The sequence below is a fragment of the Synechococcus sp. PCC 6717 genome, assembly GCF_022698185.1.
Lineage (GTDB): Bacteria > Cyanobacteriota > Cyanobacteriia > Thermosynechococcales > Thermosynechococcaceae > Thermosynechococcus > Thermosynechococcus lividus.
In genome coordinates, this window is the sequence record NZ_JAKLTV010000020.1 from 21383 (window position 1) to 46288 (window position 24906).

Here is a 24906-nt window from a genome sequence, read left to right on the forward strand (position 1 = left end):
ACCATGGGGGGACTAGGGTAAATCGGGGCGGATAACGCCATCCTCAGCAGTACCAAGGACGGGACTAGAGAAGGGATCGGCATTGCCCTGCCAGTTAAACCCATTGATGCGGAAGAGAATGGCGGCAATTTGGCGATCAAGGTTATAGCGTACCACCACCCCATAGGTGCGGCGGCTATACTCCACTAGAATATCCGTATTAAAGACAGCACCGGTATCAACGTTAATTTGCATTTGTGCCCCTGCTCGCACCGGCCCGTACAGTTGTTGCAACAGACCCACATTGACAACGCTAAAGTCAGCAATCCGATCAAACAGGTAGGGGGACGACTGATCATTAAAGGTCTGGGTAAACCCCAGATCGAAGCTAGTGTAGTCAAACCAGTTGCGAGACAAGTGGCCAAACTGTCCCCGAAACCCGGCGCCCGTGATCAGGGCGGGCTGGGTACTGCCGTTGGTATAGTAGTTGGCCACGCCACCAACGTTTGTGTAGAACTGCAAAAAGGGCTGTACAGGGCGAGGGGTGTAGCGCAATCCTTCGGTTTGGGTGGGGGGCAAGGGCGTCCCCTGCCAGAGGGGGGTAACCCAATTCAGGTTAGCTCCTGCTTGCAGCCGACCGAGGGTGGGTTCTGGGGGTAAGGAGGCCAAATCACTGGCGGCAGTGACATACTGGCCACCAAGAAGATAGCTGAGGGTGAGACCATGGCCCAAGGGAATACCGGGGGAGGTAAACGTGCCGCCAAAACTACTTTTGAGTTCCTGCTCGCCCAGGGAGCCGTTGAAAATGCGTTGGCGATAAATCGCCGAAACATTAAAAAGATTTTGGCTGTTGATGCTGTGGCGTAGTTGGGCGATCGCCCGCGAGGTGCGAGGCCAGTCAGCAGGGTCTAGGGTCGTTAAAAACCCATAGCCACGGATACGGGTTTGGGGACTAAACCGATGGCTGAGTTCCATGGCCGCTCCATAGCTATTGGCACGGGTAAGGGCAAAATTATTACTGAGAATGCGCTGCAGATAGATAGAGGGCAACAGCGTCAGCGTGGTGTTGCGGGTATTAATGGCGGCGTAACGGTAGATTAAGAACMCCCCGCCGCGATCCTGCTCATCATAGCCAAATTCTAGGGGTAAAATTTCGTAGGGACGGCCAACCACAAATTGTCGTAGGACAATGGGTAAGGCCACTCGCTGATCAAACACCACCCGGCCTCGTCGTAGAGTTAAGAGTGTTTCGTCGGGGTTGATGGGTTGTGCGGTGGCCTCCTGTGCCCGCACTTCTAATTCTGGTGGACTAAAGGGATCGTTAGTAACGCGGAGATTCGTGGCGTACCAACGGCGACCATCAAATTCCAGCCGATCGGCTTCAAAGCGCAACCGATCTAGCGCATCGGTGACCTCTGCTTGGAGAGTCCGTCGTTCACTGTCACTAAACCCAGGCAAGTTGGATGGGTCAGCGCTGCGGCTGATGTCTAAATCTTGATTGACGCGGGAGGCATTGACAACGCCACTGGCATTAGTTATCAGCCCTTGATCAAGTTGCAAATTATACTCGAGGCGATCGCCCCGCAGCACCTGATCGCCCCGCGTAATTGTGACATTACCTTCCGCTACTAAAATTTGCGACGTCAGGTCGGTTTGAATGCGATCGGCACTTAGCTCGGCTTGCCGAAAACGCAATAAAACATTGCCAATGGCACTAAAGAGACGACGCAGCAGATCAAATTCTTGGCGATCGGCGGTAACCTCAAGGGGTTGATCTCGGACAACGGCAGTATCTGCATCGGCCTCGGCTAAACGTAATGGCGCAGTGAAATCCGCAGTTGGGTTGACCGTTGGTGGAACGGAGACGCTCAGGTCTGGAACAACCGGCGCCCCGAGCAGATCTGCTTGAGCTACCCCAGTGACCTCCGTAATATCCGCCGGTTGATTGAGTAACGGGGGGGGAAGACTTGCAAATACTGGCAGCCAAAACAAGGGTCAAGATTCCTCATGGTTACTGCCTTGATACGTTACCCGATGTTCCCCCCCTTTGGCGAGGGTTACTCTAGATCTTTGCGTTTGGGATTACGGGCAGGATCCCCAGACAGGAAGCCAAAGACAAAGAGCAAGACAAAGAACGTGACCACGATATAAACAGTGATTTTGAGGGTTTCCATGGCGCAGATATTTCTCGAAGCGTCAACTTTTGATCATACGGGATTGCGGAACCGCTTTTGCACAAACCCCCTGAAGCGGTGCCAGTTCGCTTTCACATCGGGTAGGGCTGGAAGCCCCGTACTTCAGTGCGGGGAGGAAAGCTCCTTTAGCAACTTCAGTTGTTTTAGGTTATAATTGTACTGCGGACACCAGAAACGGTTGTTCAAGGCACTGGTAACGGTCGATTGGGGGTGTTGTAAACCACCCCAGAGGCTCGCGGTTGGCTTGCTAACTGCAGGGCTACTAAAAGCTCCCTGCTTTAGCTGGGAGTAGTTTACAGTCTTTTATAGTCGCCCAAAGCGGCGGTGGCGTTGCTGAAAGTTCCGGAGTGCCTCATGGAAGGCGGCTCGGTCAAAATCGGGCCAGAGGGTGTTGGTCACGTAAATTTCCGCGTAGGCCACCTGCCACAGCAAAAAGTTGCTCACCCGCATTTCGCCACTGGTGCGAATCAGCAAATCGGGATCCGGTAACCCCCCAGTGTACAAATGCCGCTCAAAGAGCACCTCATCAATGTCCGCTGGATCTAGTACCCCTGCTTTAACCTTTGCTGCAAGGGAGCGACAGGCTTGGATAATTTCCCGCCGGCCGCCATAGTTCGTGGCTACCACAAACTTGATCTTTTGATTATGAGCCGTCGCCGACATCGCCCGCTCAATTTCCGCTTGCAGCGAGGGGGGTAAACAGGTTAAATCTCCCACAAAGTGGATTTGTACCCCTTCTTCGACCATTTCTGGGAGTTCCCGCCGCAGCACCCGCTCAAAGAGGGTCATTAAAAAATCGACTTCCGGTAGAGGGCGACCCCAGTTTTCCGTTGAAAAGGCGTAGGCGGTTAAGGCCTCGATTCCCCAGTCTTTGCAGCAGCGCAGCAAGTCCTTGAGGGTATCTACCCCCCGCTGATGCCCCATAATCCGGGGTAAGTGCCGTTGCCGTGCCCAGCGACCATTCCCGTCCATAATGACAGCGACATGGCGAGGAAGGCGATCGGGATCAAGATCATCCGGTAGTGTGATCAGGGAATGGGGCTGTAGGGTCATGGGCACATCCAATAGGCTCAAATTAGCGGAGAGGCCAAACCATTTTCCAGAATTTTAAGCTGCGGTTACGCTGACTTGGCTTGGAAGTTCCCGCCGTTTCCTCCTGCACGTACTGACGCAGCAACTCCCCTAGTTTACTGCTTGTGAGGGGACGCTGAAGGTCTCCCTTAAAGGCAAGGGAAATTGAGCCTGTCTCCTCAGAGACGACAACGCAAACGCAGTGACTAATACGCTCGGTAATGCCCAAGGCGGCACGGTGACGGGTACCCAACTGCCATGGCCCCGTGCGCTCTGACAAGGGCAAAATGAGCTTGGCCGCCACCACTTCACTGCCGCGTACCCAAATAGCGCCATCGTGTAGGGGCGAGTTCACCTGAAAAATTGAGGTAATGAGTTCGGGAGAGAGGCGAGCCTGCAAGGGAATGCCAGCATGGGTAAAGTCTTGGGGGCTGAGCTGGGTGTGGGTTTCTAGGAGAATTAACGCGCCTGTGCGATCCTGAGAGAGTTCTTTCACCGCAGCAACCACTAGATCCACAGCATCATTGGTCAGGGTTGACTCCACCCTTGGTTGGCCAAAAAACTGCCCCCGCCCTAACTGCTCTAGGAAAATACGGATTTCCGATTGGAGAATCACTGCTAGCGCCACCGCTGACCCCACGACCAGATTATTCAGGACAAAGGTGAGAAAGTTAAGTTCAAGCGCCCGACTCAGGGATGCAGCAAAAATGAGGAAGATAAAGCCACGTACCATCCACAGCGTCCGCCGCTCTGCAATGACCCGTAAAATGGTGTAGGTTAAGGCCAACACCAACACCACATCCACAAGCATTTTTAAGCGGGTTTGTGTTTCTGAGGAAACCAGTGGCCACGGTAGGGTTCCAAGGAGGCCAAGGGTGAGGACAATCATCCAAGTACTCTCGTCCTCCTAGGTGGTGGGTGTCAGGCGTAGGGGTAAAACATCGTGAGCCGTAAGATCTGCGTAGGTTTCCCGTTGCAAAATTAGATTCGCCTCGCCTTCACACACCAGTACTGCTGCTGGCCGCGTTAGGCGGTTGTAGTTAGAGGCCATGCTGTAGTTATAGGCACCGGTGCTGGCAATAACAAGGATATCGTTGGGTTGCAGGGGGGGTAAGGTGGCGGCTGGCAGCAAAATGTCGCCGGATTCGCAGTGCTTGCCAGCAATGCAGACAGTGTCAGTGGCAGCGGCAGTCATGCGATTGGCGCACAGGGCGGTGTACTGCGCTTGGTAGGTAATGGGGCGGGGGTTGTCAGACATGCCCCCATCGACAGCAATGTAGGTACGTAGCCCAGGAATGGTTTTGCGACTGCCGACTGTGTAGGCGGTAACGGCGGCTGGCCCAACAATGGAGCGCCCCGGTTCACAAATGAGTTTTGGCAAGGCAAGGTTGCGATCGCGACAGGCATGGCTGAGGTGATGGCTAATGGCTTTGCTCCACGGGGCGATCGCCGGTGGATTATCGGTTTCAACATAGCGAATACCTAGACCGCCGCCTATGTTCAGTTCCCGCATGGGCAGCATAGCCTCCCGCGCTGCTTGGAGCCACTCCACCAGAACGATGCACAAATCAAGGTGGGGTTGCTGCTCAAAGATCTGCGACCCAATATGAGCATGGATTCCAACCCAGTCAAGTTCAGGATGGGCGCGGGCAAACCGGAGCAGCTCAGGAAATTGCTGGGGATCGAAACCAAATTTACTGTCAAGATGCCCCGTGCGGATATACTCATGGGTGTGGCACTCAATCCCCGGCGTCAGTCGCAGCATCACCCGGGGCGGCATTCCCAGATCGTGCTCTTCGGCATAGGCAGCCAATCGTTCTAACTCCAACCAATTGTCCGCCACAATGGTACAGTTCACTTCAAGGGCGTAGAGCAATTCTTGAGGGGATTTGTTGTTACCGTGGAAGTAAATCTTGGAGGCAGGCACACCCGCCGCCAAGGCGGTGTAAAGTTCACCCCCAGAGGCCACATCAATGCCTAACCCTTCGCTATGGGCAAGGGCGCAGGTTGCTAAGGAGTTCCACGCTTTGGAGGCATATAGTACTAGGGTGTCACCTCCATAGCTGTGCTGGAAGGTATCGACGTACTGGCGACAAGCGGTGCGAAAGGTTATCTCGTCAAGGATGTAGAGGGGGGAGCCAAACTGGGCAACAAGTTCAACAACATCACAGCCACCAATGACAAGATGTCCTCGAGAATTAGTTTCGGCGGTAAGTGGCAAAATTTGCTGATTTGGTGAAAGGGGGGCAAAGGCTGGAGTCATGGCTGAATGTTGACAGAAATCTAACGGTTAGGAGCGAGCTACTCCTCTCAATTTTAGGCGGGATTTGGGCGATCGCTCACCCTAGAAAATTGTCGCTTCAAAATCTCTCGCGGCTGCCATCCTACTTTGACTGGGAGGGTGCCAAGTTCAAGAAGAAGGGTGGTGTGCCACCCTCGCCATTGATGACAAGCACCTCTGGCACTTGGGCACCGCCCTCTCGCCACGCTTCAATGGCTTCTTTTTGCAGAACCAGTTGCCCCCCTGCTGCCTTCAAGGTTTCAGCTAATAGGCGTTGGGCTTCTGCTTTGCCTTGGGCGCGGTTAATTTCGGCTTGGGCTTGCTGGGCGGCTTCTTGGGCGACATAGACGGCCCGCTGCGCCCGCTGCTCAGCAATTTGTTTGTCTTCTACAGCCTTAGAAAATTCGTTAGAAAAGTCCAGATTCACCACACTGGTGTCAAGGACAATGATGTTGTATTTGGCAAGGCGATCGCTAAGGGCCGTATCAAAGTCATCCTTCAGTTCATCGCGTTTTGTAATAGCTTCTTCAGCAGTGCGGCGAGCAGCAGCAATTTTGAATGCTTCTTGAGTTTGTGGGGCAATGATTTTGGTAACAATATTCTCAAGAGTCCCTTGGGTGCGGCGAACCTCCACAACGGCTAAAGGATCGAGACGAAAATTAATGGCAAAACTGGCGGTAATATCCTGTAGGTCTTTTGTGGCACTTTTGGCAGGAACTTCAAATTTTTGCACCGTAACATCGTAAATATCCACGGCGGCAATGAAGGGGGGTTTCCAGTGCAACCCTTCCAACAGCGGCCCATCTTGAGCCTTCCCGAGAATACTTAAGACCCCTGCTTGACCGGGGTTAATGACCACCACTGAATTGAGCAGAAAAACGAAGATCACCCCCGCCACAATTAGGACAGCAGACATCAGGCGAGAGTTGAGCAGTTGATTCATATAGCTTTCAGGGCAATTGGGAAAACCGGATCGCAACGCTCTATCGATCCCATATCTGCACTCAGAGTCTAGTCATGGCGATCCTGCAAGGCTCGTCGGCAGGTGATGTGCCAATTCTAGCAGATGGCAGCCTATGCCTACGGCAGGCTCAGCCTAGACCGTCCACAATGGCTGGCAAGCTGGCTAAACGGATACTGCCGATCTAACGGGCAATAATCTTGCTAGAGTACAGGTAGTCTGTCATTCGCTGAACGTCCTATGCGGTTGCCCATTACTGCTGCCCAAGCGGCTTACTACGGTGATGCCTACTACCGAACACCGCCGCCTGATTTGCCGTCGTTACTGTTGAAGGAGCGCATTGTTTATCTGGGGATGCCCTTAGTACCAGCGGTAACGGAACTGATTATTGCTGAGCTACTGTACTTGCAGTACGACGACCCCGAAAAGCCCATTCGCATCTACATCAATTCCACGGGAACCTCCCGCTACGATGGTGAACCGATTGGTTTTGAAACTGAAGCCTTTGCTATCTGTGATACGTTACGCTACATTAAGCCGCCAGTGCATACGATTTGCATTGGTCAAGCGATGGGGATGGCAGCCATGCTCCTCTCGGCAGGAACAAAGGGGTGTCGCGCTAGCTTGCCCCACGCCACCATCGTGCTTCACCAGATGAAAAGCTATGCCCAAGGCCAAGCCTCAGACATTCAAATTCGTGCCCGAGAGGTTCTAGCCAATAAGGAAACGATGATTCAGATCTTGGCGCAAAATACGGGGCAGCCCCCAGAACGCATTAGCCGCGACATGGATCGGCTGCTATACATGACCCCTTATGCAGCGAAGGAGTACGGTATTATTGACCGGATTTTGGAGCCGGAAGCCGCACCAAAGCTGCCAGCAACACTCAGCTAATTGCCTAGGATACACCCAGAATTGCATACTAGCCATAACCCGCTAGTCTATGGGTGTGCACGAAGAGGTTCTAATGGCTCGCAGCAGCCGTCGCAAAGCACAGCAGTTTTGGCAAGACTTTTGGGCGTTTGCCCTCAAGGGCAACGTGATTGATCTGGCAATCGCGGTGATGATTGGTGGAGCCTTTGGCCGGGTTATTTCGTCTCTTGTTCAAGATGTGCTCATGCCCTTGCTCAACCCGATTATTCCGGGTGGTAATTGGCGGGAAATAACCGTTGGAAGCGGGATTAAAATTGGTAGTTTTTTGGGCAACGTGCTTGATTTTGTGATCATTGCTCTGAGTCTGTTTGTTATTTTGCGATGTCTCCTGCCCGTCTTACCCAAAAGACCCCCATCCTCGGAACAACGACAGTGTCCGTACTGTCTAGAGCAGGTTCCCCTTGCAGCAACGCGCTGTCGTGCCTGTACCGCTGAGTTACCGCCCCTTTGAGGAGATTTACATGTTGGTTTGGCGATCGCCCCGTTGGCTCCGGTGGTGCTGTTGGCTCCTCTTAGGGCTGTGTTTAGCCCTGCTGCCTAGTTGCGTTTCACCACCAGCCACGAATGGCACCCAGATTGAGTTCTGGACCATGCAACTCCAGCCGAAATTCACCGATTACTTCAACACCCTGATTGCTAAGTTTGAAGCCCAACACTCTGGGGTTAAGGTACGCTGGGTGGATGTGCCATGGACGGCAATGCAAAGCAAAATTTTAACCGCCGTTTCTGCTCGTACAGCACCAGATGTGGTTAACCTCAACCCTGACTTTGCCTCGCAATTGGCAGCACGGAATGCATGGCTGAACCTCAATGACTACGTGCCCGCAGCGGTACGGCAGAGCTACTTACCCAAAATTTGGGAGGCCACCACCCTCGATGGCCAGAGTTTTGCCGTGCCTTGGTACTTAACCTCACGGATCACTATCTACAACCAAGACCTCCTCAAGGCGGCGGGCGTGGAAACACCACCCCAAACCTACGCAGAACTGGCCACCGTTGCCAAAGCAGTTAAAGAAAAAACGGGGAAATACGCCTTCTTTATCACTATGGTGCCGGAAGACTCTGCCGAACTCATGGAATCGATGGTACAGATGGGGGTGACCTTAGTGGATGACGAAGGACGGGCAGCATTTAATAGTCCTGAGGGGCGCGCCGCATTTCAGTACTGGGTGGATTTGTACCGTCAGGGATTGCTGCCGCCGCAAGTGCTGACCGAGGGCCATCGTCAGGGAATTGAACTGTACCAGTCAGGGCAAACAGCACTGCTAATGACCAGCCCAGAGTTCTTAAATACTATTGCCACTAATGCCCCGACGATTGCCGCCGTTTCTGCCCCTGCGCCCCAACTAACGGGGGAGACGGGTAAAAAAAATGTTGCGGTCATGAACCTGCTGGTGCCTCGGCAAACGCAGCATCCTGATCTTGCCGTTGAATTTGCGCTGTTTGTTACAAATAACGAGAATCAACTGGCGTTTGCCAAAGCTGCTAATGTGTTGCCCTCAACCCAAGCGGCCTTAGACGATCCCTACTTTCAGTCGGTGGGGGCAACAGCCACGCCCGTGGAGCGTGCCCGGGCGGTGAGTGCGGCGCAAATGTCGCAGGCACAAGTCCTGATTCCACCAGTGCGCGATATTAAGCAACTGCAACGGCTGCTCTACGAAAACCTGCAAGCTGTTCTGCTGGAGCGCAAAACAATTGATCAGGCTCTCAATGATGCGGCCACCGCGTGGAATAGCCGCTTGTCCTAAGATTCATAGGTTGGTCAACCGTAGCCCCTCTTCGCTGCATACTGCTGTGAGGGGATGATCCCACGCCTCTACTGGAAATGACACCTGATCGGTGGCGGCAAACACAATCCCCCAGCGGGGAATGGCCTGCCACAGGGGATCCGCAAAGAGGCGGTCAAAGAAACCGGCACCGTACCCCAAGCGATACCCCCGGCGATCGCAGGCAATGGCAGGCACCAAGCACAACTCCACCGTTGAGGGATCAATGGGCGGCCATGCTGCTGCTGGTTCTAGAATGCCGTAGCGTCCGACTTGTAGCACCGCATCAGGGCTGGTAAGCTCGTGCCACACCAAGGTGTTACCGACTACCCGTGGCAGTCCCCACCGCTTCGGAATACTCCAGAGGGAGCGCACATCGGGTTCCCGGCGATGGGGTACATAGGTCAAGATAGTGGTTGCTGCTTGAAACTGGGGCTGAGCCAAGAGGTGCTCACAGAGGCGATGACTGCGCTCCTGCCACTCACTGTCACTCAGTTGCTCGCGCCAGTGCAGGAACTGTTTTCGCAGGATTGCTTTTTGCACGGTGCCCTCCTCGTCCAATGGCTACCTAGGGATTGGCAATATCCCCCTTTGTTAAATCCCAGGCGGGCGATCGCTGACGGCACACCTCGTAAAGGGCAATTCCCACAGCAACGGCAGCATTGAGGCTGTTGGTGCGTCCAGCAAGAGGAATGGCCACAAGATGGTCACAGTGCTTTTGGGTTTGCAAGCTAACCCCTTGGCCTTCGCCACCCACCACAAAGACCGTGGGGTGATCAAATGTGACCTTTGAAAGTGGGATAGAACCTCGTTCTGAGAGGCCATAGAGCCAATATCCGGCGGCCTTCAATGCTTCCAAGGCTTGATTTAAGTTCACCACCCGCGCCACTGGCAAATGATCCAGGGCGCCTGCGGCCGCTTTGGCCACTGTTGCAGTAATACCGACGGCGCGGCGCTGGGGAAGAATCATTCCCTGCATCCCCAGGGCTTCCGCCGTGCGAATCATGGCACCGAGATTTTGCGGATCTGTAATGCCATCTGCTGCGAGCAAAACAGGATGAGGCGCGGTACGTGCCTTCGCTAATAGATCGTCCAACTGCCAATAGCTGTAGGCGGCTACCTGAATCGCAATGCCTTGATGGCGACCCCGCTGGCAGAGTTGATCCAGCCGCTCAGGGGTGACGGTATCAATTACAGCCCCCTGCTGCTTCGCATCATTCAGCCGTTGGTGAAAGCGCGGATCGTAGCGCAGGGCAGGAATGACCCAAATGCGGTTGCAGGGACGACCACTTTCAAGCGCCGAAAGCACAGTATGCCGCCCGTAGAGTAACTCGGGGGCATCATTCGCTAGCTCTGGGGCTTCACGGCGGGTGGGGCGGCTCGGCGCGACCCGCTTTCCTTGGCTAGGCCGGTGTTGACGCTGGGGTCGGGGTTTACCACTACTGTTGTGCGGACGCTCGTCACGGCGGTTCAGTTTACGCAGTCGAGGTTTTTCAGTCATTAAGGGAATCCCAGATATTTAGGAGAAATCAACCGTTAGGGTATTGGCTGGAACGTTAATAATAGGCGATCGCCCCCATAGAAATGCAACTGATCCCCCGCAAGGTGATAGCGGGTTGTTTGCCCCAATGCCTCATAGAAATTCATCTCGATGGTTTGAATCGGTGCCTCTAGGCAGGCGCGTTTAGTACTGGCGATCGCGCCAAAGGTTAGGCCGTGATCCGTCAGGCGATAGCCGCCATTGAAATAATTGCAGCCACTAAAGCCCGTCACCCGCTGCTGTGCCGCATTAAACTCAAGAAACACACTATCTAGGGTCACCTCTTGGTTGGTGCCAATCCGCCGTAATTGCCAGCGCTGGCCGGTGAGCTTCTCAACAGAGGAGGTTGAGCGTGGCTCTGAGGTGGGTACCGTTGTAATACGGGTCACCATAACGGTCGGAGTTCTGCCGTTACGCAGTTGGTAGGTCACCCTACTCATGCGACTGGGGCAGCACAGTGGGTCGGTTTCACGATAGCGGGCAAACTTCACTTCAACGGTGCGATCGCCAGTAAACTTCATATCCCCCACGAGGGAGCCATCACTACGAGCGTTCATCAGTTCAGGGGAAAGTGTGCCTGCATACCGTCCATCCATAAAAACAAAGGCTTGGTAACCCATTGGCCGACACATCCCATCAAAGCCAATATTCCCAAGCACAATCTCTACTGCGTTATGTTTGGCTGCTCTCCCAAATAGATACCACCCCCGCTGGCGCAACGCTCTTTCTGCCGGTGATTGGGGGGCACGGATCACCTGAGCACACTGTTTGGCATTCAGGCTCCACCCCTCAGCGCTCTTGGCGGTTGGCAACGCTTCACCTTGACGATTCCAAGGTTGTGGCGGGTGATCTAGCCATGAGGTAGGCGCAGCTACTGAGGGTAGCCCGCTCAGCACCAGGAATGAACCAAGGATAGGAGAAAATCGCAGCATCATCGTGTATGGGCGCCAGCCTTGAAGAATTCAGTATTACAGCATCTCTTAATCGTTTCGAAGAGACGCTATCTATTTTAGGACGGTGAATAGTGTCAGTAAGCTCCCCTACCGTCATAACCGTCAGAAAACATCCCATGAAACAGGCGTGCCACGCTCAATAGCCATCTTCACCCGCTTACCTAGGAGCACCTCGTAATACTTTGGCGGTAAGCCATAGCCAGGACGAATCGAGCGAATGGCTTCAGGGGTAATCTCCTCACCTGGGAGCATATCTTTGACAAAATACAGCGATCGCCGATAGACCAGCGATTTTTTCTCCGCCTCAGTGGGGCCGTAATGCACGTGACCAAGTGCCTGATACGCGCGGCGGGTTTCTTCAACCAGTAACTTCATCTCATGGGGTTCCATACTAAAGGCGGCATCCACCCCACCGTCTGCCCGACTAAGGGTAAAGTGCTTCTCAATAACCGTTGCACCTAATGCAACTGCGGCCACTGCCACACCAATCCCCAGCGTGTGATCCGATAGCCCCACCTCGCAGCCAAATAAGTCCTTCAAATGGGGAATTGTACGCAGGTTAGAATCAGTAGGGTCTGCTGGATAGGTACTCGTACATTTCAGCAGCACAATTTGATTGTTACCCGTGGAGCGAATGGTGCGCACAGCCTCGTCTAGCTCCGCCAGCGTTGCCATACCGGTGGACATAATTACAGGCTTGCCAGTTTCAGCCACGCGCCTTATCAGGGGTAAATCAGCATTTTCAAAAGACGCGATTTTATAAATAGGGCAGTTCAACTTTTCCAGAAAGTCAACAGCCGTTAAGTCAAATGGGGTGCTAAACGCAATCAGCCCAAGCTCCCTCGCTCGTTCAAATATCGGTTGATGCCATTCCCAAGGGGTATATGCTGTTTTGTAGAGGTCATAGAGAGTTTGATTTGCCCATAAGCCTTTACTATTTGTGTAAAATTCAGGACGTGAAGATTTGATAGTCAAAGTTTCTGGAGTATAGGTTTGTAACTTAACTGCAGATACACCAGCATGAGCCGCTGCATTAACCATTGCCAAAGCAGTCTCAAGTTCCTGTCTGTGATTGCCTGATAACTCAGCAATAATAAATGGATTATGTGTTAAAATTTTAGGAAACATTTTTGCATCTTGAGATCGAATTGATGGTTAAGCTTCTAATTTATTTAGAGTTTTGAATTCTATAAATCCACCATTCGTGTTCTTGATTGGATAAATGAGCTTCTCGAATTAAATTTACTTTTTCGCATTCAACAACTTTAAGATTGCATTTTTGTATCATTTCATCTATTTCACTTTTTTCAAAAAAAGAGTAAATATAGCCTGCATATTCTTTTCCTCTTTCATCTATAAAATAACTATCCTCTTCTATTTTTTCACCCAAGCCATAAAACCAATTATTTTTTGATCGAAAATTCAAAATCAATTGTCCATTTTGATTTAGAAGTTCTTTCAACCTTAACAAATTAAAAATGACTTGGCTTTTCTTGCATTGAAAAACAGTTCCCCACATCAGTATCAAATCAAATTTTTTAGAAAAGTTATAATTTCGATAATCACCATGATAGATATTATCTGGTTTTATACTTGGAAACTGTTGTGTTACTACAGTTGCTACATTATCAGCATAGTCAATACCGTATGCATCGAAGTTCAAGTCATCTAGTAGCTTTACGTGACGACCAACACCACATCCAATATCTATCGCCGTAAGATTAGAGGGTTGAACAGTAGATGATCGTAAGAAACGGATTACATGTGCTACAACTCTATCATCAGGATATTTAGGATTATGAATTAAGTATTGAGATGAAGTATTTTTATTAATTTCTTCATACTTATCCATTTTTCAGATCTCCTTAAATAAACTATAAAATCTATGACGATTCACATCTATTTGATCGCAATCTAAATTTGTTTCATAGATCATAAATCCATTTTTTAGCATTTGTAAAGATGTGATTGGTTCGTGAATTTCTAGAATTCCATTTTTAGGAATCTCTAATTTATATATTTGGAATAGTTGACATATCTTATCAAAGGTTGGAAATCTCACTCTCTTATTAATATAACTATCACAAAAGAAATAATCCATAACATAATATCGATCAAATTTACTGTTTTGATATCGATAATGGTTTTTTTCTGAAAACAAAAGTTCATCATCACAAATAAAATGCATCATATAATGCTTACAATAATTAATTCTAAGACACTCGGGTAAAAGAACTGATGATATATTCATACCAGAAGGTCTGAAAGACATTTCAATTATGTAAGCCTTTTTCTTGACGATTATAATGTCAGCATGAAATACACAAGACTTAACATTTAATTCTTTGAGTACACTGTTAAGTGAATTTATTAAACTTTGGTAAATCTCATTAGAGATAAAAAATGGAGCTAGATAACCAATTTCTAGAGGATGGGTTGATTTATTTAAGAACTTTTTTCTTAAATTTATATTTATTATTTTATTATTTAATAATAATCCATCCACACCTATATGACTACCATCAATATAAGACTGGATTAATATTCCAGATTTATAAAATTCTTTGTTTTGATTATAGTAATTTTTGAAATCTAGTATAGAATTTTTATTTTTAATGATAAATACCCCACGACTTCCCGAACCTTCATTTGGCTTGGCAATGACTGGAAAATCAATTTGATCAAAATTAGCTATAATTTGATCTATATCTTGAAATATCCTAGTTTGGGGATGAGGTATATTTAATCTTTTAAGAAGTTGACTAAAGATCAGTTTATTGGTTACGGATTCAGTTGCAAAATGATTAAATGAATTGATTTGAAAATAATCATGTATAAGTCCTATTGTTGTCAGTCTTTTTCCAATAGGAGATGGAATAACAAATTCTGGTTTGTACTTTTCAAGTGTATTAATAATTTTATCTACATCTGATATGCAGATAGGATAAAATACATCACAAATGCTAGAGCCTTTACTATTGATGCTTTTATCAAAACCAATGACAAAAAAACCTAATTTCTTTGCTAGATTGATAAAGTATGATTGCTCATCACCAGTTCCAATAGCAACTGCAACTTTTTGTTTCATTTATCTGTCCTTTAGCAGAACTCTACAAATTTTAGAAACCCCATCCACAATATATGAGTTGATACAATTGAGTGACATTCTCGATAACTGATCAGGGTTATTCTTTAACTTTATTATGGCATCTCTCATTTGATTTGTATCTACGGACAAATAACTACCTAAGTAATAAATTTTTTCTGATTTGCTTAAATGAATACAATTTCTTTCTTGATCAAGACCAAGACTTACAACAATAGAAGGCAAGCCTGTAGCTATCCTTTCTTTAGCAGTTGTTCCTCCCGCTCCAATACCTAAGTCTGCTAAGTTCATAAGATCGCAAATATTTTCATGAAATGTGTATAAATTATAATTTTTGTCATCTGCTATATTTTTTATCTGATCAAAAAACGAATTATCTTTTGAAACTATAATATCTACTTCTAAATTAATTAAATCTTTATCTAGAACGCTGTTAATTGTTAATAGTGTTAATCCGTAAGGATCGCTACTTCCAAAATAAATAAATACTTTTGACAAACGATTGTTAAAAGGCCTTATTTTTTTCGTTGATATTAGAAATTCATTTCTAATGATCGAATACTCTGAGCCTAGTAAGCATAAGCAAAAAGGTAATACTAATTGTGTATAAGCGCCTCTATTGTAGTCATTTTGATCTAGCAACACATCACAGTCGTGGGGACGATTTGCTAAATCATCAATGGCAAAAATACGTTTAACATATGGACGGAGTTTTAGCTCCCATTCCCGATCAATGCCGTAATGATCCACAATGAGCCAGTCGGGGATTGTGGGACACCGCTCAATGATTTGGCAGGTGTCAATCGCGTCAGCGATCGCCTCCACGCCTAAATCATCTGGTGCGGTGGGTTCAGCGGCTTGGGGTAGTTCATAAACCCTAAAGCCCTGCTGCCTAACTAAATCGATACTGTTATGGGGGTGGTTACGGCAAATAAATTCACAGGTTGCACCTCTGCGCCTTAGGGCATCTGCCAAGGTGAGACAGCGCATGAGGTGACCGATGCCAATCATGGTGGCAGAGTCCACGCGAAAGAGGATTAGCATACAGCTCAAACTGCCCTAAGTCACCCTAAAGCATAGTATAGCTCGATGGTTCTTGACCCTGAGTTTAGCGGGAGGTGGCAAAAAACTCACGGATAGTTGCGGCAATGTGGGCAATTGTAGCATCGCTTAACTCTGGCCAAATGGGTAGGCTGAGGACTTCCCCCGCAAGGCGATCGCTCACGGGATTGGGCGGATATTGCCCCTTGTACATGGGGCAGTGATCTTGGGGAATGGGATAGTAAATCATTGAACTAATGCCTGCGGCTTTGAGAAAAGCAGCTAGGCGATCGCGATCGCCATGGAGCACACGCACCGTGTATTGATGAAAAACATGACCGGGGACGATTTCAGGCGTTACTAGCCCCTCAATTCCGGCTAATTCGCGGTTATAGGTGGCTGCCACCCGTCGCCGTTCTTGGTTCCAGCGATCAATATGGGGAAGTTTCACCCGCAAAATGGCTGCCTGCACGCTATCTAGGCGCGAGTTATACCCTAGGGTTTCATGGTGGTAGCGTTGCCGCGAACCATGGACACGCAGCATCCGTGCCTGTCCTGCCAGCTCATCATCATTGGTGGTAATTAAGCCGCCATCGCCATAGGCACCTAAGTTTTTGGTAGGAAAAAATGAAAATGCCCCCATGGTTCCGATCGCCCCGGTCAAACGATTGGCCAACAATGCCTGGGTTGATTCAGCACACTGGCACTGGTCGCAGGGGGGGCAATAGCGGGCACCAAAGGATTGGGCACAGTCTTCAATAATGGCTAATTTGTACGTCTGTGCCAATTCGTGGATCTCACCCATGGCAGCAGGGCGGCCAAACAAATGTACCGGCATGATGGCCTTGGTGCGCGGAGTAATCGCAGCGGTAATATTAGCGGGGTTAAGGTTAAAGGAGCGCAAATTCACATCCACAAAGACCGGGCGTGCCCCCACCAAGCTAATTGACTCCGCTGTGGCAAAAAAAGAAAAAGGGGTGGTAATCACCTCATCACCACTGCCAATCCCGAGGCTACGCAACGCAATCACCAGCGCATCGGTGCCGGAATTCACGGCAACGGCATGACGCACCCCCAAATAAGCGGCCACCTCGGCTTCAAAGGCATGAACCTCAGGTCCAAGGATAAACTGTCCGGAAGCTAGCACCTCGGCAATGGCGCGATCAATTTCAGGTTGTAGGCTTTGGTACTGTGCCTTCAGATCAAGAATCGGAATGGTATCCATTTACTTGCGATTGAATACGTGTTGAGAACGTGTTTGTAACATAGTGAGACAGAGACACTATCGCGCAACGCTAGGTTCAAACGGGCTGCAATCATCCTCTCACCAAAGCACAGCCAGTGGCTAGGGTGTCCTCAAAAACAGCAATTGCTCAGTGGGAAAATGATCAAGGTAATAGCCGTGCTGCGCCAGAATGACTAGGAGGTGTAAACCACAGTCTGGTTTGAGGTGGAGATCCGCCCAAGGGATTGCAACTTCGAGGCACGTCTCTAGAGCATATTGAGCATGGGTGGTCTGAGGCTGCCATTGGTTGTTGGCGATCGCCTCGCTAAACTCAATGCATTGACGTTCGATGTCAATGACCAGTTGGTGGTGATACAAGTAATTGAGGGGTGGCTCGTCAGGATACTCCTTTAGGGACAGCGGGCTATTATAGGTCACCACATTGGGGTAGTACCAGCAAAAGTGGACGGTGCCAATCTCGGTACCAAAGGGCTGCTTTTGAGCAGGGGCATCCAGCCGCATATAGATGTTAAGGTGATCAACACCATACCAGAGGCGGTTGATCAGGGTTTGCCGGTGCATCGTGCCACGGTTGCCGCCAATGTGAATCCGACCCGCAAAGTTCCAGTCCTGTTCGTCGCCACGCCCATCAATTTGCGGGTGAATAAACCCTTGGGGAGGATAAGTATCCTTAGCTTCGTGAACTTCAAGTGGCTCATTTAAGTACTCGGGCACCGGCTCGCCAAGAGCCTCGTACAGTGCAATTAAATGTTCGCGAAATAGCTGATCAAACATGGCATCGTGATTGGAGGAATGCCCCTCACCAAACCACCAAAACCAATCAGAGCCTTCAGCCGCCAAGAGGGCTTCCCACGCCGCTGGGTTGGCCTGCTCTGTTGCGTCAGGATGGCGTTCAAGGGTTTGGCGTGCCGCCGCCAAGTAATCCCAGGCTTTGTTTTTGACCGGATCCCCAATCCACGTACAGAAATTACCGTCAATCCATGAACCACTGTGGAGCGATTCGCCCGCCAGCACAGCTCGCGGCGGATGGGTTTGCAAATATTCGGCTACAGAGACACACTGCAAGTGCGGATGATCACTGAGTAACTGGTAAAGGGTTTCCAGAAAGGGTAAGCCATCGCGAGGATAGTACTCCCAGCAGTTTTCGCCATCGAGGGCGATCGTCACTAGCCACGGTTGCTCAAGGGCAGTGCCGCCGGTTCCTTCGTAAGCCAACAGGTGCTGCCGAATGCCCTCTAACTGGTGGATCAAGTCTGCTGCCGCTGTTTCAGGGGATATGGCACTGTAGGTAAAGCCAATTAAATCGGAGAGACGGTGATCACGAAAGATAATGTTCAAATCTCCACTGCTGGTGGTGAGCCGATAGGGTTGGTACAAAACCGCCGCCTCTTGAACCACCCCTGCTTCATTGCGGTGAAAGTAGGTACCCGTCGTCCACCCTAAGACTGCTTCATCGGAGCAAATCCACTCAAATCCCTGCTCAATGATGGCGGGTAAAATGGCGGGGCTGACGGCCTCTTCGGAGGGCCACAACCCACGGGGGGCACACCCAAAATAGTGTTCGTAGAGCACGCGCGATCGCCGCAGGTGCCGGGACACATCGTGGGGATACTGAAAGCGGTGCTGAGGCAGGGTTATCTGCGGAACGGCCACCTTTGCGGCATCGGTATCCACCAGTAAGGGCAAGATGGGATGTGTGTAGGGGGTGGTCGTTACCTCTATTTGACCGGCCTCTTGCAAAGCGCGATGCTGAGGCACAATTTGCCGCAGAATGTCCCGCTGTTTGGAAATAATCCGCTGGCGATCGCTGAGGCTGAAGTTTCGTCCTTGGGCAAGCCACTGACTCACCTCTTCCTCCTGCCAATAGAACGGATCAATCCATGCCAGATTGTGCCATGCCAGCAGATCGCCATAGTCTTGGGGGTGCCAGTGCTGCCAACACCACACTGCCCCTTCCGTCTGCCGTTGCTCGTAGAGTTCGCGATAGCGGGGATGGGGATCAATCATCGTGCGGTGGTGGGCATCAAAAAAATGCTCAATGATAAACCACCGCTGTTGATCCGTGAGTTGCTCAACAGGGGTGAGGGCGGCGGTCAGGTACGGGTCTAGTGCCACACCATTGACATAATCTTCTATTTGCAAAATCAGAGAGGGCACTAAATTGACGGTTTGCTTGAGGCGGGGATACTTCGCTAGCACTAGAATTAAATCTAGGTAATCTTTAGTGCCATGCAAGCGCACCCACGGCAGAAGATACTGACCTGTACGGCAACTTTTGTAGAGGGGTTGATGCTGGTGCCAAACAAAGGCAATGTGTAAGGGATACGCCACAAACGCACCTTAGGTAACGCTACCCTCTAGTATTTCAGGGAATTTTGCCCTCTAGCCAAGTTGTTACACACTTTGACATACTCCCCGCCCTAAAGGATAGAAGTCGCTCTAACGTGCTAAAATAACCTCGTTCTGTAGCACATGAGACACCGTCTTGACCCAGGCGACTGATCTTCCGGGCATAGATTCCCCAAAAATTGACGAATTTTTACAAGAATTAGCCACTATCCAGAATGCCGGTCCCAAGCGAATTGCCCTTTTGGGGTCGCGTCATGTGCCTATTACTCATCAGCACCTGATTGAAATGATGAGTTATGCATTGGTTTTGGCAGGCAACCGTCTGATGACCTCCGGTGCTCTGGGAACGAATGCAGCGGCGATTCGCGGTGCCATGCGGGCAAACCCCAACTTGTTAACGGTGATTCTGCCCCAGAGCCTAGAACGACAACCGCGGGAGTCGCGGCAGCAGCTTGACAAGGTGATGCACTTGGTTGAAAAACCTGAGAATGATCAACTTCCCTTGGGAGAAGCCAGTGCACTATGTAACCAAGAAATTGTTTCCCGCTGTCAACAACTGATCTGTTTTGCCTTTCACGATAGCCATACCCTTCTGCAAACCTGTGAATTGGCAGAGGAACAGCATAAGGTGGTAACGCTTTTCTATTTTGATTAGTTATTGTGCTGATTCTGATGATTCATTGATCAGGGGTCACCCCAAGGAATTAGGTGGCATAGCAAGTGTGCAAACTGTTTTCGGCTTAACAGTCAATGATTGGCACGATCGTTTAGAGTAGCGAGTAATACACTGTAAAATCATCAGACTAAATCAACTGTGGCTCAGCCGTCTAGGTTTGAAGACAGTACAGCTGCAATGCCTCTCCTAACGATAAACAGCACGTTGAGGGAGTTGTTGCACGATCGCCTGTTAGAGAGCATTTTTAGCTTTAGTAGCCAAGGAATGCTTTTACTAGGGGTAGATGCAGCCCGTCCTTGCTATCAGGTGCTCAGTGTCAATGCAGTTGCACAGCAGCTTTTAGGGCAATACCTGCCAAGGACAGACCTCCTGCAGGATGAGCGCCTAGTGGCTTGCTTAAACCAATGCTGGCAGCAGCAAGTGAGCATTCAACACTGTTACCGCCATCTCTGTTTCAGCTTTATCCCCCTGCCAGAAGACAGTGGGAGAACTACAACTGGTTTTATTCTTGGCCTGCTCGATAAAGACACGAGTCGTAGCCCTATTTATGAAAATCCGGCACGATTGAGCCAACTGCTAGATCAATTACTGGGATTTATTTTTTCCTGTGAGAGTACGCCACCTTGGCAACTCACCTATCTGAGTCAGGGGTGCTTCGCCGTAACCGGCTATACGCCCGCCGATTTCTTGAGCCGTGGCGATCAGGGGCTGAATGAAATTACCTATCCTCAGGACTTGCCGCAGGTACTGGCAACTATTGAGCAGGCGATCGCCCACGCCAGCCCCTATGAAATCGAGTATCGCATTCACCATCGGGATGGGCATCTACGCTGGGTGCGGGAGCAAGGCATACCGGTGCTGGATAGCCTTGGCCGCGTCATTGCCATTGATGGGGCGATCGCCGACATCACCCTCTGGAAAGAATTAGAATACGCCCTCGAACAACCCATCGCTGGCCTGAATCAGTGGGTTGGCAGTGATTTTGTCTGTCATTTGGCTCAATTTCTCAGCCAGCAGTTGGGTGTGGATCATGTCCTGATTGGGGAGATCAGCGGTCGAAATAATGATTGGGTCACCACAGTTGCCTACTGCTGTCAGGGCGAACTGCACCCGCCCCTGAGCTACTGTCTGGCCGATACACCCTGTGCTGGTGTTCTCCATGCCGATACCTGTTTTTACAGCCAAGGGGTCGCTCGCCTGTTTCCTAAGGATGAGATGCTGGCCACAGCTGGGGTTGAAGCCTACATTGGGATCCCCTTGCGCAACTCCTTAGGCGAAACCCTTGGGTTGGTGGCGATTATGCACTCACAGCCTCTTGAGCGGGTCGCCTACATTGAGGGGCTGCTGAAAATTTTTGGGGTGCGCCTTACCGCAGAACTAGAGCGCATCCGTGCTGAGCGTGCCCTGAAAGCCCACGAAGCGCATCTAGAGCAGCAACTGCGCTACGAAAAGTTAATCAGTACCGTTGCCAGCGAGTTTATTAATCTGCCCTTGGCCAACATCCCTGAAGGGATTCACAAGGTTTTGCGTTTATTGGGGGAGATCACTGCCGCCGATCGCAGCTATCTTTTTGAGCGAGACACCCCAACCCTAAGGAGCTTCTCGAATACCTATGAGTGGTGTGCAGCAGACATCGAACCCCAACAAGACACTCTTCAGGGGGTTGCCAGCACGGACTTCCCCCTCTTTTTTCAGCAACTGTACACCCACTGGCACGTGCTTTGGCCGCGCGTGACAGACCTGCCCTTAGATCTCCGCGATCGCGCTGGCTTAGACGCCCAAGGGATTCAGTCCCTCATTGTGGTTGCGCTGCGCCGTGGCTCTGAAATCATTGGTTTTCTGGGCTTAGATTTTGTGAGGCAAGCGCGGCAGGACTTAGAGACCCTGTTGCCCCTGATGGAGGTGATGGCTGCCACCTTTACCAATGTGCTGGAGCGCCAAGAAACGGAGCGATCGCTGCGAGCCGCTGAAAGCAAATACCGCAGTATTTTTGAAAATGCTGTAGAGGGAATGTTTCAGTCCACGCCGGAGGGTCGCTATTTGGCAGTGAATCCTGCTTTGGCGCGCATGTATGGCTATGCGTCTCCCGATGAACTCATCAATACTGTTCAGCACATTCCTACTCAGATCTATGTTGACCCCCAGCGACGGCAAGACTTTGTCGCAGCTCTGGAGCAGCATCCCACCCTCAGCAACTTTGAATCCCAAGTGTATCGGAAGGATGGCTCCATTATTTGGGTTTCGGAGCACGCCCGCGTCGTTCGCAATGAGGCAGGGCAGGTCTGCTACTACGAAGGTACAGTCGAAGACATTACCCAAAGCAAACTAGCAGCGGCTCAGCTTCAGCAAGCCACGGCAGAGATGGAAGCGATTTTTGCGGTGTATCCCGATCGTTACTTTCGGATTGCGGCGGACACAACGATTTTGGACTATAAGGGGGGCGCTCATGCCGAACTCTACGTGCCTGAGTCAGAACTGCTGGGGCGTTCAATGTTTGAGTTCCTGCCCACCTCAGTTGCTAAGCAATTTCAGGATGCCATTGGTCAAGTGCTGCGCGATCGCGCCCTGTCGACGCTGACCTACTCACTCCCCTACCCCCAGGGAGAGCAATTTTTTGAAGCCCGCCTGTTGCCATTCCAAGATGACGAAGTCGTGGCCTTCGTCCGCAATATTAGCGATCGCATTCGGGTGGACGCAGAACTCCGTCGCGCTGAAGCCCAGTACCGCAGTATTTTTGAAAATGCCACCGAAGGCATCTTTCAGTCCACCCCCGATGGTTACTACCTGAACGTTAACCCGGCTCTAGCGCGCATCTATGGCTATGAATCACCTGCGCAACTGCAAGCTGAACTGACAGATATTGCCCATCAACTGTATGTCGATGCCCGACGACGCGACGAATTTGTCCAAGCTCTTGTGAAAAACGGTATTGTTACCGACTTTGAGTCCCAAGTGTATCGTCGCGATGGCCAGATTATTTGGATCTCTGAAAATGCCCGGGCAGTTTACGATGACGACGGTCGCCTTGCTTATTTTGAAGGCACCGTTGTTGATATTACCGAGCGCAAACTCTCAGAACGCACGATTCACTATCAAGCCTTTCACGATCTCCTGACGGGGCTACCGAACCGCGCCCTCTTTGACGATCGCCTCTCCCTTGCCTTAGCGGAATCCCGGCGGTCGCAGCAGCGGGKGGGGGTGATGTTTCTGGATCTAGACCGCTTCAAAGTGATTAACGATACCCTTGGCCATGCCATTGGCGATCAACTCCTGCAACAGGTGGCCGATCGCCTAGTACACTCCCTACGGGAAACTGACACCATTGCCCGCTGGGGGGGCGATGAATTTACCATTCTGCTGCCGATGGTGCACCACAGTGATGATTTAGCCATTGTGGCCGAGCGAATTCTCCACGCCCTCAAGCCCGAGTTTATTTTGGATGGCCACCATCTCCACATCACCACCAGTATTGGCATTGCTGTGTACCCTGATCATGGCGAGTCAGTCGATCTACTGCTGCGGAATGCAGATACGGCACTCTACCGTGCCAAGGAAACCGGACGGAATACCTACCAGTTCTACACCGACAGCTTTAACTCTGCCGCCCATGCCCTCCTGCGCCTTGAAAATGACCTGCACACTGCCCTCAGCTTTGAAGAGCTGTGCCTTTACTATCAGCCCCAACTTGATCTGAAACGGCGACAGATTCACCACATCGAAGCCCTTGTGCGTTGGCAGCATCCTACGCAAGGGTTACTTGGCCCTGGGCGATTTATTAATATGGCAGAAGAAAATGGTTTAATTTTACCCATTGGGGACTGGGCGCTCCGCCGCGCCTGTCATGACTGTCAAGCATGGCAACGCCAACAAGGATTGGCAGGGGTCGGGGTTGCGGTGAACCTGTCGTCGCGGCAGTTTTTGCACCCAAACCTGCTTGAGGAAATTCAGCAGAGTCTTGCGGCCTCTCGGTTGCCACCGCACCTGCTCACCTTAGAAATTACCGAATCAACCGCTATTCACAACGTCAACCTCACCCAACAAATTCTCAGTCATTTGCGCGCCCTTGGGGTGGGCATTATCCTTGACGACTTTGGCACGGGATATGCCTCCCTCACCTATCTCAAACACTTTCCGATTACGGGGCTGAAGATTGATCGCTCCTTTGTGGAAGATATTGTCAGCGATCGCCAAGATCAAGCCATTACCAAAGCCATTATTGATCTGGCAAAAGGACTGGGGTTGCCCATCGTGGCCGAAGGGGTGGAAACAGTCGCGCAACTAGAGCAACTCACTGCTTTGGGGTGTGATGTTATTCAAGGTTTTATTTTTGCCAGACCCATGCCCTACGCGGAATTGCTTGAGTGGGTACAGACCGCACCCCCTAGAATAGAGTGTTAAGGCGACGTATTCGGAGGCTGAGCCATGAGTCTAAACGTTGTGCATCTGGTTGGTCGGGTGGGGGGCGATCCGGAGGTGCGCTACTTTGAATCCGGCAGTGTCAAATGCCGCCTCACCCTGGCGGTCAACCGTCCCAGCAAAGACGACCAACCCGACTGGTTTAATTTAGAAATTTGGGGTAAAACGGCACAAGTTGCTGCCGACTACGTTCGCAAAGGCACTCTCCTTGGCATCAAAGGCAGCCTCAAGTTTGATCGCTGGCAAGATCGCACCACCGGTGTCGATCGCTCCACCCCCGTCATCTTGGTTGATCGCATGGAGCTGCTGAGTTCAAGGCGCGATAGCGATCCCACTGCGGTGCCCTCTGGGTATATGCCCGATCGCTAGGGGATACGATGGCATGGTGGCTAC

Annotated in this window: 21 protein-coding genes; 6 read left to right on the forward strand and 15 right to left on the reverse strand. The window is 50.6% G+C overall.

Annotated elements, in window-relative coordinates; genetic code table 11:
* Positions 1-12: 12 nt before the first annotated feature.
* From L5470_RS09245 to L5470_RS09270, 6 genes are all read right to left on the reverse strand, one after another.
* On the reverse strand, positions 13-1971 hold the full coding sequence (locus L5470_RS09245) for a DUF3769 domain-containing protein (protein WP_499499572.1): 1959 nt from the start codon (positions 1969-1971) through the stop codon (positions 13-15).
* A 65-nt stretch (positions 1972-2036) separates the two neighbouring features.
* Positions 2037-2153, reverse strand: coding sequence for a photosystem II reaction center protein I (locus tag L5470_RS09250; RefSeq protein WP_011056917.1), 117 nt, complete (start codon positions 2151-2153; stop codon positions 2037-2039).
* A 324-nt stretch (positions 2154-2477) separates the two neighbouring features.
* Entirely contained in the window at positions 2478-3227 is a 750-nt protein-coding gene (gene uppS, locus L5470_RS09255; RefSeq protein WP_198406093.1) for a polyprenyl diphosphate synthase, read from the reverse strand.
* Between the two features lie 22 nt (positions 3228-3249).
* Positions 3250-4134, reverse strand: coding sequence for a diadenylate cyclase CdaA (cdaA, locus tag L5470_RS09260; protein ID WP_499499576.1), 885 nt, complete (start codon positions 4132-4134; stop codon positions 3250-3252).
* Between the two features lie 18 nt (positions 4135-4152).
* A complete protein-coding gene (gene lysA, locus L5470_RS09265) occupies positions 4153-5508 on the reverse strand; it encodes a diaminopimelate decarboxylase (protein ID WP_499499578.1) in 1356 nt (451 codons plus the stop codon).
* 121 nt (positions 5509-5629) lie between these two features.
* The gene (locus L5470_RS09270) at positions 5630-6442 is read right to left on the reverse strand and encodes a prohibitin family protein (RefSeq protein WP_227517499.1); all 813 of its coding nucleotides are present in this window, start codon (positions 6440-6442) and stop codon (positions 5630-5632) included.
* 285 nt (positions 6443-6727) lie between these two features.
* Between L5470_RS09270 and L5470_RS09275 the strand changes: the two genes are divergently transcribed.
* From L5470_RS09275 to L5470_RS09285, 3 genes are read left to right on the forward strand one after another with little or no spacing between them, the layout of a single operon-like run.
* On the forward strand, positions 6728-7381 hold the full coding sequence (locus L5470_RS09275) for an ATP-dependent Clp protease proteolytic subunit (RefSeq protein ID WP_099797869.1): 654 nt from the start codon (positions 6728-6730) through the stop codon (positions 7379-7381).
* Between the two features lie 49 nt (positions 7382-7430).
* The gene (gene mscL / locus L5470_RS09280) at positions 7431-7871 is read left to right on the forward strand and encodes a large conductance mechanosensitive channel protein MscL (RefSeq protein ID WP_198406092.1); all 441 of its coding nucleotides are present in this window, start codon (positions 7431-7433) and stop codon (positions 7869-7871) included.
* Positions 7872-7881: 10 nt separating this feature from the next.
* Positions 7882-9168, forward strand: coding sequence for an ABC transporter substrate-binding protein (locus tag L5470_RS09285; protein ID WP_499499655.1), 1287 nt, complete (start codon positions 7882-7884; stop codon positions 9166-9168).
* Between the two features lie 3 nt (positions 9169-9171).
* Here the strand turns inward: L5470_RS09285 and L5470_RS09290 are convergent, their stop codons facing one another.
* From L5470_RS09290 to L5470_RS09330, 9 genes are all read right to left on the reverse strand, one after another.
* Positions 9172-9729, reverse strand: coding sequence for a 5-formyltetrahydrofolate cyclo-ligase (locus L5470_RS09290; RefSeq protein WP_499499581.1), 558 nt, complete (start codon positions 9727-9729; stop codon positions 9172-9174).
* Positions 9730-9754: 25 nt separating this feature from the next.
* Positions 9755-10687, reverse strand: coding sequence for a 23S rRNA (guanosine(2251)-2'-O)-methyltransferase RlmB (rlmB, locus tag L5470_RS09295; RefSeq protein ID WP_499499583.1), 933 nt, complete (start codon positions 10685-10687; stop codon positions 9755-9757).
* A 35-nt stretch (positions 10688-10722) separates the two neighbouring features.
* The gene (locus L5470_RS09300) at positions 10723-11622 is read right to left on the reverse strand and encodes an META domain-containing protein (RefSeq protein ID WP_499499585.1); all 900 of its coding nucleotides are present in this window, start codon (positions 11620-11622) and stop codon (positions 10723-10725) included.
* Between the two features lie 159 nt (positions 11623-11781).
* Positions 11782-12807 carry a pseudaminic acid synthase gene (gene pseI / locus L5470_RS09305; RefSeq protein ID WP_499499587.1) on the reverse strand — a complete coding sequence of 342 codons (1026 nt, stop codon included), beginning with the start codon at positions 12805-12807 and terminating at the stop codon, positions 11782-11784.
* Positions 12808-12847: 40 nt separating this feature from the next.
* Positions 12848-13531: a class I SAM-dependent methyltransferase gene (locus L5470_RS09310; protein ID WP_499499589.1), complete on the reverse strand. Its 684-nt coding sequence runs from the start codon at positions 13529-13531 to the stop codon at positions 12848-12850.
* Positions 13532-13534: 3 nt separating this feature from the next.
* Positions 13535-14767: an ATP-grasp domain-containing protein gene (locus tag L5470_RS09315; RefSeq protein ID WP_499499591.1), complete on the reverse strand. Its 1233-nt coding sequence runs from the start codon at positions 14765-14767 to the stop codon at positions 13535-13537.
* On the reverse strand, positions 14768-15829 hold the full coding sequence (pseG, locus tag L5470_RS09320; RefSeq protein WP_499499593.1) for a UDP-2,4-diacetamido-2,4,6-trideoxy-beta-L-altropyranose hydrolase: 1062 nt from the start codon (positions 15827-15829) through the stop codon (positions 14768-14770).
* Between the two features lie 64 nt (positions 15830-15893).
* Positions 15894-17051, reverse strand: a complete 1158-nt coding sequence (locus tag L5470_RS09325; RefSeq protein ID WP_499499595.1) for a DegT/DnrJ/EryC1/StrS family aminotransferase — start codon at positions 17049-17051, stop codon at positions 15894-15896.
* 120 nt (positions 17052-17171) lie between these two features.
* Complete coding sequence (locus L5470_RS09330; protein WP_499499597.1) at positions 17172-19403, reverse strand: glycoside hydrolase family 57 protein; 2232 nt, start codon at positions 19401-19403, stop codon at positions 17172-17174.
* 154 nt (positions 19404-19557) lie between these two features.
* Between L5470_RS09330 and L5470_RS09335 the strand changes: the two genes are divergently transcribed.
* The 3 genes from L5470_RS09335 (at position 19558) to L5470_RS09345 (ending at position 24882) form a co-directional block, all read left to right on the forward strand.
* Entirely contained in the window at positions 19558-20076 is a 519-nt protein-coding gene (locus L5470_RS09335) for a DNA recombination-mediator protein A (protein ID WP_099797856.1), read from the forward strand.
* 237 nt (positions 20077-20313) lie between these two features.
* Complete coding sequence (locus L5470_RS09340; RefSeq protein WP_499499599.1) at positions 20314-24495, forward strand: EAL domain-containing protein; 4182 nt, start codon at positions 20314-20316, stop codon at positions 24493-24495.
* Positions 24496-24519: 24 nt separating this feature from the next.
* Entirely contained in the window at positions 24520-24882 is a 363-nt protein-coding gene (locus L5470_RS09345; protein WP_499499601.1) for a single-stranded DNA-binding protein, read from the forward strand.
* Positions 24883-24906: the final 24 nt, after the last annotated feature.

Excerpts from the sequence above, each read along its gene's own strand:
- L5470_RS09250 (WP_011056917.1), bottom strand. The coding sequence starts at position 2,153 with ATGGAAACCCTCAAAATCACTGTTTATATCGTGGTCACGTTCTTTGTC.
- uppS (WP_198406093.1), bottom strand. The coding sequence starts at position 3,227 with ATGACCCTACAGCCCCATTCCCTGATCACACTACCGGATGATCTTGAT.
- cdaA (WP_499499576.1), bottom strand. The coding sequence starts at position 4,134 with ATGATTGTCCTCACCCTTGGCCTCCTTGGAACCCTACCGTGGCCACTG.
- lysA (WP_499499578.1), bottom strand. The coding sequence starts at position 5,508 with ATGACTCCAGCCTTTGCCCCCCTTTCACCAAATCAGCAAATTTTGCCA.
- L5470_RS09270 (WP_227517499.1), bottom strand. The coding sequence starts at position 6,442 with ATGTCTGCTGTCCTAATTGTGGCGGGGGTGATCTTCGTTTTTCTGCTC.
- L5470_RS09275 (WP_099797869.1), top strand. The coding sequence starts at position 6,728 with ATGCGGTTGCCCATTACTGCTGCCCAAGCGGCTTACTACGGTGATGCC.
- mscL (WP_198406092.1), top strand. The coding sequence starts at position 7,431 with ATGGGTGTGCACGAAGAGGTTCTAATGGCTCGCAGCAGCCGTCGCAAA.
- L5470_RS09285 (WP_499499655.1), top strand. The coding sequence starts at position 7,882 with ATGTTGGTTTGGCGATCGCCCCGTTGGCTCCGGTGGTGCTGTTGGCTC.
- rlmB (WP_499499583.1), bottom strand. The coding sequence starts at position 10,687 with ATGACTGAAAAACCTCGACTGCGTAAACTGAACCGCCGTGACGAGCGT.
- pseI (WP_499499587.1), bottom strand. The coding sequence starts at position 12,807 with ATGTTTCCTAAAATTTTAACACATAATCCATTTATTATTGCTGAGTTA.
- L5470_RS09310 (WP_499499589.1), bottom strand. The coding sequence starts at position 13,531 with ATGGATAAGTATGAAGAAATTAATAAAAATACTTCATCTCAATACTTA.
- L5470_RS09315 (WP_499499591.1), bottom strand. The coding sequence starts at position 14,767 with ATGAAACAAAAAGTTGCAGTTGCTATTGGAACTGGTGATGAGCAATCA.
- pseG (WP_499499593.1), bottom strand. The coding sequence starts at position 15,829 with ATGCTAATCCTCTTTCGCGTGGACTCTGCCACCATGATTGGCATCGGT.
- L5470_RS09325 (WP_499499595.1), bottom strand. The coding sequence starts at position 17,051 with ATGGATACCATTCCGATTCTTGATCTGAAGGCACAGTACCAAAGCCTA.
- L5470_RS09345 (WP_499499601.1), top strand. The coding sequence starts at position 24,520 with ATGAGTCTAAACGTTGTGCATCTGGTTGGTCGGGTGGGGGGCGATCCG.